Below are 13,731 nucleotides of genomic sequence, written 5' to 3'. Positions count from 1 at the left end.
GCCTTCATATAGCGGTGGGCCCGCACCGTCCGCATCATGCGCACGGGGAGCGAACGGAACCCCAGAAGGCCTGTGGAAGGATCCTACGTGGTCGCCTCGAGCACCCATGAAACCGCTACTGTCTCCCCGCGATCCGGCGCATCCGCCGGACGCATCTCCTTCGCCAAGATCTCCGAGCCGCTGGACGTGCCGGACCTGCTGGCGCTGCAGACCGAGTCGTTCGACCGCCTGATCGGCAACGAGCGCTGGTCCGCGCGAGTGGAGCAGGCCCTCGCGGTCGACGACCACTCGGTGCCCGTGACCTCCGGGCTCACGGACATCTTCGAGGAGATCTCCCCGATCGAGGACTTCCAGGGCACCATGTCCCTGTCCTTCTCCGATCCGGAGTTCGCCGACGCGAAGATGACGGAGGAGGAGTGCAAGGACCGCGACGCGACCTTCGCCGCCCCGCTGTACGTCAAGGCCGAGTTCATGAACAACACGACCGGCGAGATCAAGCAGCAGACCGTGTTCATGGGCGACTTCCCGCTCATGACGCGCAACGGCACGTTCATCATCAACGGCACCGAGCGCGTCGTCGTGTCCCAGCTGGTCCGCTCCCCGGGCGCCTACTTCGAGCGCACCCCGGACAAGACCTCGGACAAGGAGATCTTCTCCGCCAAGATCATCCCCTCGCGCGGCGCGTGGTTCGAGCTCGAGGTGGACAAGCGCGACCAGGTCGGCGTCCGCCTCGACCGCAAGCGCAAGCAGCCCGTGACGGTGCTGCTCAAGGCCATGGGCTGGACCGAGTCCCGCATCCTCGAGGAGTTCGGCCAGTACGACTCCATCCGCGCGACCCTCGAGAAGGACGGCACCGCCGACCAGAACGAGGCGCTGCTGGACATCTACCGCAAGCTGCGCCCGGGCGAGCCCGCCGCCGTCGACGCGGCCCAGGCGCTGCTGAACAACCTGTACTTCACCCCGAAGCGCTACGACCTGGCGAAGGTGGGCCGCTACAAGCTCAACCGCAAGCTGGGCGTGGACGTGCACCTGGCCGACCCGAACGCCTCCGTGCTGACCGAGGACGACCTCGTGCAGATGGTGCACTTCATCGCCGCGCTGCACGCGGGCGAGAAGTCCATCAAGGGCACGCGCGACGGCGAGACCGTCGACGTGCGCGTCGAGGTCGACGACATCGACCACTTCGGCAACCGTCGCATCCGCGCGGTGGGCGAGCTGATCGAGAACCAGATCCGCACCGGCCTGTCCCGCATGGAGCGCGTCGTGCGCGAGCGCATGACCACGCAGGACGTCGAGGCGATCACCCCGCAGACCCTGATCAACATCCGCCCCGTGGTGGCGGCGATCAAGGAGTTCTTCGGCACCTCGCAGCTGTCGCAGTTCATGGACCAGAACAACCCGCTCGCGGGCCTGACCCACAAGCGCCGCCTCTCCGCGCTCGGCCCGGGCGGCCTGTCCCGTGACCGCGCCGGCATGGAGGTCCGTGACGTCCACCCGTCGCACTACGGCCGCATGTGCCCCATCGAGACCCCGGAAGGCCCGAACATCGGCCTCATCGGCTCGCTCGCGACCTTCGGCCGCATCAACTCCTTCGGCTTCATCGAGACGCCGTACCGCCGCGTGGTGGACGGCCGCGTCACCGACGACGTCGACTACCTGACCGCGGACGACGAGCTCGAGTTCCAGATCGCCCAGGCCAACGCGCCGGTGGACGCCGACGGCACCTTCGTCGAGGAGCTCGTCCTCTGCCGCCAGCGCGGCGGCGGCGGTGAGCCCGTGCTCTCCACCGTGGACGACATCGACTACATGGACGTGTCCCCGCGCCAGATGGTCTCCGCCGCCACGGCGCTGATCCCGTTCCTCGAGCACGACGACGCGAACCGCGCGCTCATGGGCGCCAACATGCAGCGCCAGGCCGTGCCGCTGCTCCAGTCGCAGGCCCCGTACGTCGGCACCGGCATGGAGAAGTACGTGGCCGTGGACGCGGGCGACTCCGTGACCGCCACCGCCCCCGGCGTGGTGACCGAGGTGGCCGCGGACCTGGTGACCGTCATGAACGACGACGGCACCACGACGCACTACCCGATCATGAAGTTCTCCCGCTCCAACCAGGGCAACGCGTACAACCAGCGCGTCCGCGTGTCCGAGGGCGACCGCGTCGAGCGCCTGAGCATCATCGCCGACGGCCCCGCCACGGACCACGGCGAGCTCGCGCTCGGCAAGAACCTCCTCGTCGCGTTCATGCCCTGGGAGGGCCTGAACTACGAGGACGCGATCATCCTGTCTCAGCGCATGGTCTCGGAGGACGTCCTCACCTCGATCCACATCGAGGAGCACGAGGTCGACGCCCGCGACACCAAGCTGGGCGCCGAGGAGATCACGCGCGACATCCCCAACGTGTCCGAGGAGGTGCTGGCCCAGCTCGACGAGCGCGGCATCATCCACATCGGCGCCGAGGTGGAGGCCGGCGACATCCTGGTCGGCCGCGTCACCCCGAAGGGCGAGACCGAGCTGACCCCGGAGGAGCGCCTGCTGCGCGCCATCTTCGGCGAGAAGTCCCGCGAGGTCCGCGACACGTCCCTGAAGGTGCCCCACGGCGAGTCCGGCACCGTCATCGGCGTGCGCATCTTCGACCGCGAGCAGGACGACGATCTCTCCCCGGGCGTCAACCAGCTCGTGCGCGTGTATGTCGCCCAGAAGCGCAAGATCACCGACGGCGACAAGATGGCCGGCCGCCACGGCAACAAGGGCGTCATCTCCAAGATCCTGCCCCTGGAGGACATGCCGTTCCTGGCGGACGGCACCCCGGTGGACATCGTCCTGAACCCCCTGGGCGTGCCCGGCCGCATGAACCTGGGCCAGGTCATGGAGCTGCACCTCGGCTGGGCCGCCTCGCGCGGCTGGGACATCGAGGGCGAGCCCGAGTGGATCGGCAACCTGCCGAACTTCCCGCGCCAGTCCGGCCCGGTCAACGTCGCCACCCCGGTGTTCGACGGCGCCGAGGCGGAGGAGATCACCGGCCTGCTGGGTCACGTGAACAAGACCCGCGACGGCGACCGGCTCATGGGCACCAACGGCAAGGCGCAGCTGTTCGACGGCCGCTCCGGCGAGCCGTTCCCGGACCCGATCTCCGTGGGCTACATGTACATGCTCAAGCTGCACCACCTGGTGGACGACAAGATCCACGCCCGCTCCACGGGCCCGTACTCGATGATCACGCAGCAGCCGCTGGGCGGCAAGGCCCAGTTCGGCGGCCAGCGCTTCGGCGAGATGGAGGTGTGGGCGCTCGAGGCGTACGGCGCCGCGTTCACCCTCCAGGAGCTGCTGACCATCAAGTCGGACGACATCCACGGCCGCGTGAAGGTCTACGAGGCCATCGTCAAGGGCGAGAACATCCCCGAGCCGGGTGTGCCGGAGTCCTTCAAGGTGCTCATCAAGGAGATGCAGTCCCTCTGCCTGAACGTGGAGGTCCTCTCCGCCGACGGCCAGACCATCGAGATGCGCGACGCGGAGGACGAGGTCTACCGCGCAGCCGAGGAGCTGGGCATCGACCTCTCCCACGCCGAGCCCAGCTCGGTCGAGGAAGTCTGATCCCGCTGACTCCCGCATCCCACCAGACGTCTACTGAGAACCACCGAACCAAGGAGTTCACCGGAGCATGAGCGTGAACAGCATGTCCACAGACAACTCTTTCGGCCTGATGCGCATCGGCCTGGCCACGGCGGAGGACATCCGCCGCTGGTCGTACGGCGAGGTCAAGAAGCCGGAGACCATCAACTACCGCACCCTGAAGCCGGAGAAGGACGGGCTCTTCTGCGAGAAGATCTTCGGCCCCACCCGTGACTGGGAGTGCGCGTGCGGCAAGTACAAGCGCGTGCGCTTCAAGGGCATCATCTGCGAGCGCTGCGGCGTCGAGGTGACCCGCTCCAAGGTGCGCCGTGACCGCATGGGCCACATCGAGCTGGCCGCCCCCGTCACCCACATCTGGTACTTCAAGGGCGTCCCGTCCCGGCTGGGCTACCTGCTGGACCTCGCCCCGAAGGACCTCGAGAAGGTCATCTACTTCGCGGCCTACATGATCACCTCGGTGGACGAGGAGGCGCGTCACCGCGACCTCCCCAACCTCCAGGCCGAGCACGACCAGGAGACCCGCGTCCTCGCCGACCAGCGCGACGCGGACGTCGCCGCCGTCGCCGCGGACCTCGAGAAGGACCTCGCGAAGCTGGAGTCCGAGGGCGCCAAGGCCGCGGAGAAGAAGAAGGCGCGCGACGCGGCGGACAAGACCATGTCCCAGATCCGCAAGCGCGCCGACGCCGAGCTGGACCGCAAGGAGCAGGTGTGGGACCGCTTCAAGAACCTCAAGGTCGCCGACCTCGAGGGCGATGAGGGCCTCTACCGCGCCATGCGCGACAAGTACGGCCAGTACTTCGAGGGCTCCATGGGCGCCGAGTCGATCCAGCGCCGTCTGCAGACCTTCGACCTGCAGGCCGAGTCCGAGATGCTCCGCGAGACCATCAAGACCGGCAAGGGCCAGCGCAAGACCCGCGCCCTGAAGCGTCTGAAGGTCGTCAACGCGTTCCTCACCACGGACAACTCGCCCACGGGCATGGTCCTGGACGCGGTCCCGGTGATCCCGCCGGAGCTGCGCCCCATGGTCCAGCTCGACGGCGGCCGCTTCGCGACCTCCGACCTGAACGACCTGTACCGCCGCGTGATCAACCGCAACAACCGCCTGAAGCGGCTGCTCGACCTCGGCGCGCCTGAGATCATCGTGAACAACGAGAAGCGCATGCTCCAGGAGGCCGTGGACTCCCTGTTCGACAACGGCCGCCGCGGCCGTCCCGTCACCGGGCCGGGCAACCGGCCGCTGAAGTCGCTGTCCGACATGCTCAAGGGCAAGCAGGGCCGCTTCCGCCAGAACCTGCTCGGCAAGCGCGTGGACTACTCGGGCCGTTCGGTCATCGTGGTGGGCCCGCAGCTGAAGCTGCACCAGTGCGGCCTGCCGAAGCAGATGGCGCTCGAGCTCTTCAAGCCGTTCGTGATGAAGCGCCTCGTGGACCTCAACCACGCGCAGAACATCAAGTCGGCCAAGCGCATGGTCGAGCGCTTCCGCCCGCAGGTGTGGGACGTGCTCGAGGAGGTCATCACCGAGCACCCCGTGCTGCTGAACCGCGCGCCCACCCTGCACCGCCTCGGCATCCAGGCGTTCGAGCCGCAGCTCGTGGAGGGCAAGGCCCTCCAGCTGCACCCGCTCGTCTGCGGCGCGTTCAACGCGGACTTCGACGGCGACCAGATGGCCGTGCACCTGCCGCTCTCCCCGGAGGCGCAGGCGGAGGCCCGTCTGCTCATGCTCTCGAGCCACAACATCCTGAAGCCCTCGGACGGCCGCGCGGTCGCCGTGCCGGCCCAGGACATGATCATCGGCCTGAACCACCTCACCACGGTGCGGGCGGACGAGGCCGGCGCGGGCACGCAGTACTCCACCGTCGCGGAGGCCATCATGGCGTTCGACGGCGGCGACCTGCACCTCAACGCCCCCGTCACCATCGGCGTGGACGGCTTCGTGCCGTCGGCGTCGGTCCCGGCCCCCGAGGGCTGGAGCGAGGGCGAGCGCGCGTTCATCGAGACGACGCTGGGCAAGGTGCTCTTCAACGAGCTCCTCCCGGCGGACTACCCGTGGCTGGACGCGCAGGCCACCAAGGGCACCCTCGGCCAGCTGGTCAACGACCTCGCCGAGCGCTACCCGATGGTGACCACCGCCCAGACCCTGGACAACCTCAAGGACGCGGGCTTCCACTGGGGCACGTGGTCCGGCGTGACGGTGGCGATCTCGGACATCACGTCCGACTTCGACAAGGCCTCCATCATGGAGGGCTACGAGGCGCAGTCGCAGCGCGTGCAGAGCCAGTACGACAAGGGCCTCATCGCGGACGACGAGCGTCGCTCCGAGCTGATCGACATCTGGAACAAGGCCACCGACGAGGTCGCCGCGGCCATGAAGGCCGGCCTGTCCGAGCTGAACACGATCAACCGCATGGTGTCCTCGGGCGCCCGAGGCAACTGGCTGCAGGTCCGCCAGATCGCGGGCATCCGCGGCCTCGTGGCCAACCCGAAGGGCGAGATCATCCCGCGCCCGATCAAGTCCTCGTACCGCGAGGGCCTGTCGGTGCTCGAGTACTTCTCCGCCACCCACGGCGCCCGCAAGGGGCTCGCGGACACCGCGCTGAAGACCGCGAACTCGGGCTACCTGACCCGTCGTCTCGTGGACGTCTCCCAGGACGTCATCGTCCGCGAGGAGGACTGCGGCACGGAGCGCGGCCTGTCCGTGACCATCGCCGTGCCCAACGCCGACGGAGAGCTCGTCATGCACGAGCAGGTGGAGAACTCGGCCTTCGCCCGCACCCTCGCGCAGGACGTGACGGGTGAGGACGGCACCGTGCTGGCCACCGCCGGTGCGGACGTGGGCGACGTGCTCATCGGCGAGCTGGTGGACGCCGGCGTGTCCGAGATCAAGGTCCGCTCCGTGCTGACCTGCGAGTCGGCCGTGGGCACGTGCGCCAAGTGCTATGGCCGCTCCATGGCCACGGGCCAGCTCGTGGACATCGGCGAGGCCGTGGGCATCATCGCGGCCCAGTCGATCGGCGAGCCCGGCACCCAGCTGACCATGCGCACGTTCCACACCGGCGGCGTCGCGTCGGCGGACGACATCACCCAGGGCCTTCCCCGCATCCAGGAGCTCTTCGAGGCCCGCACGCCCAAGGGCGTGGCCCCGATCTCCGAGGTGGCGGGCCGGGTGCAGATCGAGGACACCGACGCGTCGGTGCGCCTGATCCTCACCCCGGACGACGGCTCCGAGGAGATCGCCTACCCCGTGCTGCGCCGTGCGCGCCTGCTCGTGGAGGACGGCGAGCACGTGGCCGTGGGCACCCAGCTCGTGGCCGGCGCCGTGGACCCCAAGCAGGTCCTGCGCGTGCTCGGTCCGCGTGCCGCCCAGCGCTTCCTCGTGGAGGAGGTGCAGGACGTGTACCAGTCGCAGGGCGTGGGCATCCACGACAAGCACGTGGAGGTCATCGTCCGCCAGATGCTGCGGCGCGTCACCGTCATCGAGAACGGCGACACGGACCTGCTGCCGGGCGAGCTGACGGACCGGCCGCGCTTCGTGGCCGCCAACCGGGCCGCCGTGGCCGAGGGCCGTCAGCCGGCCTCCGGGCGCGACGAGCTCATGGGCATCACGAAGGCCTCGCTGGCGACCGACTCGTGGCTCTCGGCCGCGTCCTTCCAGGAGACGACCCGCGTCCTCACGCAGGCGGCCATGGAGGGCAAGTCGGACCCGCTGCTGGGCCTGAAGGAGAACGTGATCATCGGCAAGCTGATCCCGGCCGGCACCGGCCTGGACCGCTACACGAAGACCACGGTGGAGCCCACGGACGAGGCCAAGGCGAACCTGTACGCCTCGCCGGTCGGCTTCGCGGACTTCGACTACCCGGGCCTGGACCAGCCGCTCGGCGAGAGCGAGTTCCACGCCGTGTCGCTCGACGACTACGGCCGCGGGGGCGACTTCCGCGCCTGATCCGCTCCGGGCGGGCCGCTGCGGCGGTCCGCCCGGTCCCGGATGCGACGAGGGCCCGTCCCTCCTCCGCCTGAGGGCGGGGGAGGGGCGGGCCCTCTCGCGTGCGGCCTCGCGGGTCCGGTCAGCGGCGGGACATGTACACGTCGAAGGCCTTCGCGAGCGGGCGGTTCAGCGGCAGGTCCCACTCCCCGAGGGTCTGCACGATGTCGGCGCCCTGCGTCGTCTTGAACTCCGTGAGCCCGGAGAGCTTGTGCTCCTGGTCCACCGAGCCGCTCACGCCGCCCAGGTCCAGCCACAGGCAGCCCGCCTCGATGGCGGCCTCGACCTGCTTCAGCTGCAACAGGCGCGGGGCGTCCCGCTGCCGCTCGCGCTGGGATGAGGCGCTGTAGGGGCGCCACGCCATCTGGCCCTGCTGGAAGTGGAACGCCGCCGCGACCGGCTCGCCCTCGTGCTCGGCGAGGAAGAAGGTCACGTCCGCGATCGGCGAGGAGCCGAGGTTCTGGATGATCTTGGCGAAGTAGTCCTGCGGGCGGCCCGTGAACTTGTCGCGCTCCGCGGTCTCGTCGTTGAGGCGGTCCCAGTCGTCGAGGCGCTCGGGGCCGGCGGTCACGACGTCCAGGTCGTTGCGCGTGGAGCGGCGGGTGCGCTTGCGGCTCGACCCGCTCATCCGGGCCAGCCAGCCGTCCACGTCCAGTCCCTCGAGCGGGATGCGGGCCTGGAACATGGGCTGGCCGGCGGCGAAGTCGGCGCTGACCTCCGGCTCCTTCCAACCCGCCTCGCGCAGGGACTGCTGGGTGCGCAGGGCGTCCTCGGAGACCTCGCAGGGCAGGTCCGTGAGCATCGAGGACTCGGGGTCCGGGAGCGCCTTGCGCACCACGTCCGCCTCCCAGCGGCGCACGACGCCGGGCGGGCCGACGCGCACCAGGAAGGCGCCCTGGGACTTCAGCTCGGCCACGAGCGGGGTGAGCGCGTCGACGAGCTCGACGCCCTCGTCCAGCACGGGGCCGTCCGCCACGTAGGCGAGGAACGCGCGCCCCAGCACGGGCACGCGCGAGGGGACCGGCAGGGGTCGGCCGAGCACGAGCGCCGCGCCCACCAGCTCGTCGCCGCGGTGGATGCCCAGCGACTGGGCGCGCCACTCGGACTTCACCTTCGCCCAGCTCGGGTTCTGGAGGAAGGAGGTGAGGGGATGCCGGGCCAGGAACTCGGTGTGCTCGGCGGCCGTGATCGCGCGCACCGTGAGGGGGGCGCCGGGCGCGGAGGAGGGGGGATTCGAGGCGGAGGCTGGTTGTGACATCACGGCGGTCAGTCTACGCAGGAGGCCCCGGAGCGTCCCGGGTCCGTCCCAGGATCGGCCCGGGCCCGGGGCGGGCAGCACCCCTGGTTGGTCGGTGCGAGGCGGCGTGGTAGCCTGGTGGACGATTGTTTTTCGTGTGGCACAGTGGACTCGGTCCGGTCGCGGGGTTCTTGCGCGACAGATGCCACACTTTTGCACGCCTGCGGACGTTTGCTCGAAGCACGCCCCCACAGGAGAGGCAGAGCCGAGGAACGAGCAGAGCCGGCGCCCGCCACGGGCCAGCCGGCGGATCACGTCAGCGATCACCGAACAGGAAGACTGAAGAGTGCCTACGATTCAGCAGCTGGTCCGCAAGGGCCGCTCACCGAAGGTCGTCAAGACCAAGGCCCCTGCGCTGCAGGGGAACCCGATGCGTCGTGGCGTGTGCACCCGTGTGTACACCACGACCCCCAAGAAGCCGAACTCCGCCCTGCGCAAGGTCGCCCGCGTCCGCCTCAACGGCGGCGTCGAGGTCACGGCCTACATCCCGGGCGAGGGCCACAACCTGCAGGAGCACTCGATCGTGCTCGTCCGCGGCGGTCGTGTGAGGGACCTCCCCGGCGTGCGCTACAAGATCGTGCGCGGCGCGCTGGACACCCAGGGCGTCAAGAACCGCGGCCAGGCCCGCTCCCGCTACGGCGCCAAGAAGGAGAAGAAGTAATGCCTCGTAAGGGTCCCGCGCCGAAGCGCCCCCTCGTCGTCGATCCCGTCTACGGCTCCCCCCTGGTCACGCAGCTGATCAACAAGGTGCTCATCGACGGCAAGAAGTCCACCGCAGAGCGCATCGTGTACGGCGCGCTCGAGGGTGCCCGCGCCAAGAACGGCGCCGATCCCGTGGCCACGCTCAAGAAGGCCATGGACAACATCAAGCCGGCCCTCGAGGTCCGCTCCCGCCGCGTCGGCGGCGCCACCTACCAGGTGCCCGTCGAGGTCAAGCCGGGGCGTTCCACGGCGCTGGCCCTGCGCTGGCTCGTGGGCTTCGCGAAGGCCCGCCGCGAGAAGACCATGACCGAGCGTCTGATGAACGAGATCCTGGACGCCTCGAACGGTCTGGGCGGTGCGGTCAAGCGCCGCGAGGACACCCACAAGATGGCCGAGGCCAACAAGGCCTTCGCCCACTACCGCTGGTGATCCCCCCGGCCCGGGGTGCGTGACGCGCGCACCCCGGGCCGCAGGCCGTCGGCCCCCGGGCTCGACGTCCCATCCGAACCCATCCCTCGAGCCCCCAACACCACCCGAGCAAGGGAGACACCGTGGCACAGGACGTGCTGACCGACCTGACGAAGGTCCGCAACATCGGCATCATGGCCCACATCGATGCCGGCAAGACCACCACCACCGAGCGCATCCTGTTCTACACGGGTGTCAACCACAAGCTCGGCGAGACCCACGACGGCGCCTCGACGACCGACTGGATGGAGCAGGAGAAGGAGCGCGGCATCACCATCACCTCCGCCGCGGTGACCTGCTTCTGGAAGAACACCCAGATCAACATCATCGACACCCCCGGGCACGTCGACTTCACCGTCGAGGTGGAGCGCTCCCTGCGCGTGCTCGACGGCGCCGTGGCCGTGTTCGACGGCAAGGAGGGCGTGGAGCCCCAGTCGGAGACCGTGTGGCGTCAGGCGGACAAGTACAACGTCCCCCGCATCTGCTTCGTCAACAAGATGGACAAGCTGGGCGCGGACTTCTACTTCACCGTGGACACCATCGTCTCCCGCCTCGGCGCGAAGCCCCTCGTGATGCAGCTGCCGATCGGCTCCGAGAACGACTTCGTGGGCGTCGTGGACCTGCTCTCCATGAAGGCCTTCGTGTGGCCGGGCGACGCCAAGGGCGACGTGACCATGGGGGCCGAGTACGAGACCCGCGAGATCCCCGCGGAGCTCCAGGAGAAGGCCGAGGAGTACCGCGCGCAGCTCATGGAGGCCGTCGCCGACGTCTCCGAGGAGCTCATGGAGAAGTACCTCGAGGGCGAGGAGTTCACCGCCGAGGAGATCGAGGCCGGCGTCCGCCACCTGACCGTGAACGCCCTGGCGTACCCGGTCTTCTGCGGCTCCGCGTTCAAGAACCGCGGCGTGCAGCCCATGCTCGACGCCGTCGTCTCCTACCTGCCGAACCCACTCGACGCGGGCGCCGTGGTGGGCCACGACGTCAACGACGAGGAGAAGGAGATCACCCGCGAGGCCTCGAAGGAGGAGCCGTTCTCGGCCCTGGCCTTCAAGATCGCCACGCACCCCTTCTTCGGCACCCTCACCTTCATCCGCGTGTACTCCGGTCGCCTGGAGTCCGGTGCGCAGATCCTCAACGCCACCAAGGGCAAGAAGGAGCGCATCGGCAAGCTGTTCCAGATGCACGCCAACAAGGAGATGCCCGTCGACGAGGTCGTCGCCGGCCACATCTACGCGGTGATCGGCCTGAAGGACACCACCACGGGCGACACGCTGTGCAACCCGGCGCACCCGATCATCCTCGAGTCGATGACCTTCCCGGAGCCCGTGATCTCCGTGGCCATCGAGCCGAAGACCAAGGGTGACCAGGAGAAGCTCTCCACCGCCATCCAGAAGCTCGTCGCCGAGGATCCCACGTTCCGCGTGAACCTCAACGAGGAGACCGGCCAGACCGAGATCGGCGGCATGGGCGAGCTCCACCTGGACGTGTTCGTGGACCGCATGAAGCGCGAGTTCAAGGTCGAGGCCAACGTGGGCAAGCCCCAGGTCGCGTACCGCGAGACCATCAAGCGCAAGGTCGAGAAGCTCGACTACACGCACAAGAAGCAGACCGGCGGCTCCGGCCAGTTCGCCAAGGTGCAGCTCTCCTTCGAGCCGCTGGACACCGCGGACGGCGAGGTCTACGAGTTCGAGAACGCCGTCACCGGCGGTCGCGTGCCCCGTGAGTACATCCCCTCCGTGGACGCCGGCATCCAGGACGCCATGAAGTTCGGCGTCCTCGCGGGCTACCCCATGGTGGGCGTGAAGGCGATCCTGCTCGACGGCGCGTACCACGACGTCGACTCCTCGGAGATGGCGTTCAAGATCGCCGGCTCGCAGGCCTTCAAGGAGGGTGTCCGCAAGGCCAGCCCCGTGCTCCTCGAGCCGCTCATGTCGGTCGAGGTCCGCACCCCGGAGGAGTTCATGGGCGACGTCATCGGCGACCTGAACTCCCGCCGCGGCCAGATCCAGTCCATGGAGGACGCCACCGGCGTGAAGGTCGTCAAGGCCCTCGTGCCGCTGTCCGAGATGTTCGGCTACATCGGCGACCTGCGCTCCCGCACCCAGGGTCGCGCGGTGTACTCGATGACGTTCCACTCCTACGCCGAGGTCCCCAAGGCCGTGGCCGACGAGATCATCCAGAAGTCCCAGGGCGAGTGACCAGCAGCCGCACTCGCTGAACGGCATGCCCCGCCCGGAGACCGAGAGGTCCCCGGGCGGGGCGCCCCGGACGGGACGACCGGCCGGGATTTCCCCAACCCCGCACCATCCCAGTAGACTCAGTCGAGTTGTCAGCACGTCTCACGCGCGGCTGAACCGTCTTCTGACGATGAACCAGTTCTTAGGAGGAACTAGTGGCAAAGGCAAAGTTCGAGCGGACCAAGCCGCACGTCAACATCGGCACCATCGGCCACGTTGACCACGGCAAGACCACGCTGACCGCCGCCATCTCGAAGGTCCTGTACGACAAGTACCCGGACCTGAACGAGGCCCGTGACTTCGCGACGATCGACTCGGCCCCCGAGGAGCGTCAGCGCGGCATCACGATCAACATCTCCCACGTGGAGTACCAGACCGACAAGCGCCACTACGCGCACGTCGACGCCCCCGGTCACGCCGACTACATCAAGAACATGATCACCGGCGCGGCCCAGATGGACGGCGCGATCCTCGTGGTCGCCGCCACCGACGGCCCCATGGCCCAGACGCGCGAGCACGTGCTGCTCGCCCGTCAGGTCGGCGTGCCGGCCCTGCTCGTGGCCCTGAACAAGTCGGACATGGTCGAGGACGAGGAGCTCCTCGAGCTCGTCGAGATGGAGGTCCGCGAGCTGCTGTCCTCCCAGGAGTTCGACGGCGACGACGCTCCCGTCATCCGCACCTCCGGCCTCAAGGCCCTCGAGGGCGACGAGAAGTGGGTCAAGACCGTCGAGGAGCTCATGGACGCCGTGGATGACTTCATCCCGGATCCGGTCCGCGACAAGGACAAGCCGTTCCTCATGCCCATCGAGGACGTCTTCACCATCACCGGCCGTGGCACCGTGGTGACCGGCCGCGCCGAGCGTGGCACCCTGGCCATCAACTCGGACGTGGAGATCGTGGGCATCCGCCCCGTGCAGAAGACCACCGTCACCGGCATCGAGATGTTCCACAAGCAGCTCGACGAGGCCTGGGCCGGCGAGAACTGCGGTCTGCTGCTCCGCGGCCTGAAGCGCGACGACGTCGAGCGCGGCCAGGTCGTGGTGAAGCCGGGCTCCATCACCCCGCACACCAACTTCGAGGCGAACGTCTACATCCTGTCCAAGGACGAGGGTGGCCGTCACAACCCGTTCTACTCGAACTACCGCCCGCAGTTCTACTTCCGCACCACCGACGTCACCGGCGTCATCACGCTGCCCGAGGGCACCGAGATGGTCATGCCCGGCGACACCACCGAGATGTCGGTCGAGCTGATCCAGCCGATCGCCATGGAGGAGGGCCTCGGCTTCGCCATCCGTGAGGGTGGCCGCACCGTGGGCTCCGGCCGCGTCACCAAGATCACTGCGTGATCTGACGTCCGCTCACTGAGCGGGCGGCCACGCGAGGGCCCCCTCACCCGTACGGGTGAGGGGGCCCTCGCG

At 68.8% G+C, this 13,731-nt stretch carries 7 protein-coding genes; 6 read left to right on the top strand and 1 reads right to left on the bottom strand.

The window, feature by feature from the left end; all coding sequences use genetic code 11:
• Positions 1-87: 87 nt before the first annotated feature.
• Both LG274_RS05270 and LG274_RS05265 read left to right on the top strand, forming a co-directional pair.
• Positions 88-3,591: a DNA-directed RNA polymerase subunit beta gene (locus LG274_RS05270; protein ID WP_248116042.1), complete on the top strand. Its 3,504-nt coding sequence runs from the start codon at positions 88-90 to the stop codon at positions 3,589-3,591.
• An 82-nt stretch (positions 3,592-3,673) separates the two neighbouring features.
• On the top strand, positions 3,674-7,570 hold the full coding sequence (locus LG274_RS05265) for a DNA-directed RNA polymerase subunit beta' (RefSeq protein ID WP_404466008.1): 3,897 nt from the start codon (positions 3,674-3,676) through the stop codon (positions 7,568-7,570).
• A gap of 121 nt (positions 7,571-7,691) precedes the next feature.
• On the opposite strand, the gene LG274_RS05260 is transcribed toward LG274_RS05265, so the two are convergent.
• The gene (locus tag LG274_RS05260; RefSeq protein WP_248116040.1) at positions 7,692-8,867 is read right to left on the bottom strand and encodes a peptidoglycan bridge formation glycyltransferase FemA/FemB family protein; all 1,176 of its coding nucleotides are present in this window, start codon (positions 8,865-8,867) and stop codon (positions 7,692-7,694) included.
• A 325-nt stretch (positions 8,868-9,192) separates the two neighbouring features.
• On the opposite strand from LG274_RS05260, the gene rpsL reads away from it, so the two are divergent.
• The 4 genes from rpsL (at position 9,193) to tuf (ending at position 13,659) form a co-directional block, all read left to right on the top strand.
• Complete coding sequence (rpsL, locus tag LG274_RS05255) at positions 9,193-9,567, top strand: 30S ribosomal protein S12 (protein WP_135028796.1); 375 nt, start codon at positions 9,193-9,195, stop codon at positions 9,565-9,567.
• Complete coding sequence (gene rpsG / locus LG274_RS05250) at positions 9,567-10,037, top strand: 30S ribosomal protein S7 (RefSeq protein ID WP_248116038.1); 471 nt, start codon at positions 9,567-9,569, stop codon at positions 10,035-10,037. The genes rpsL and rpsG overlap by 1 nt, the downstream gene beginning before the upstream one ends.
• Before the next feature lie 122 nt (positions 10,038-10,159).
• Positions 10,160-12,274 (top strand): elongation factor G, encoded by a 2,115-nt coding sequence (fusA, locus tag LG274_RS05245; RefSeq protein WP_248116036.1) that lies wholly within the window; start codon positions 10,160-10,162, stop codon positions 12,272-12,274.
• Positions 12,275-12,468: 194 nt separating this feature from the next.
• Positions 12,469-13,659 (top strand): elongation factor Tu, encoded by a 1,191-nt coding sequence (gene tuf / locus LG274_RS05240; RefSeq protein ID WP_248116035.1) that lies wholly within the window; start codon positions 12,469-12,471, stop codon positions 13,657-13,659.
• Positions 13,660-13,731: the final 72 nt, after the last annotated feature.

This window comes from Micrococcus antarcticus (assembly GCF_044872765.1).
Classification (GTDB): Bacteria; Actinomycetota; Actinomycetes; order Actinomycetales; family Micrococcaceae; genus Micrococcus.
Note: the sequence above shows the minus strand (reverse complement) of the source record. Positions and strands in the feature narration are given on the sequence as shown.

Excerpts from the sequence above, each read along its gene's own strand:
- LG274_RS05265 (WP_404466008.1), top strand. The coding sequence starts at position 3,674 with ATGTCCACAGACAACTCTTTCGGCCTGATGCGCATCGGCCTGGCCACG.
- LG274_RS05260 (WP_248116040.1), bottom strand. The coding sequence starts at position 8,867 with ATGTCACAACCAGCCTCCGCCTCGAATCCCCCCTCCTCCGCGCCCGGC.
- rpsG (WP_248116038.1), top strand. The coding sequence starts at position 9,567 with ATGCCTCGTAAGGGTCCCGCGCCGAAGCGCCCCCTCGTCGTCGATCCC.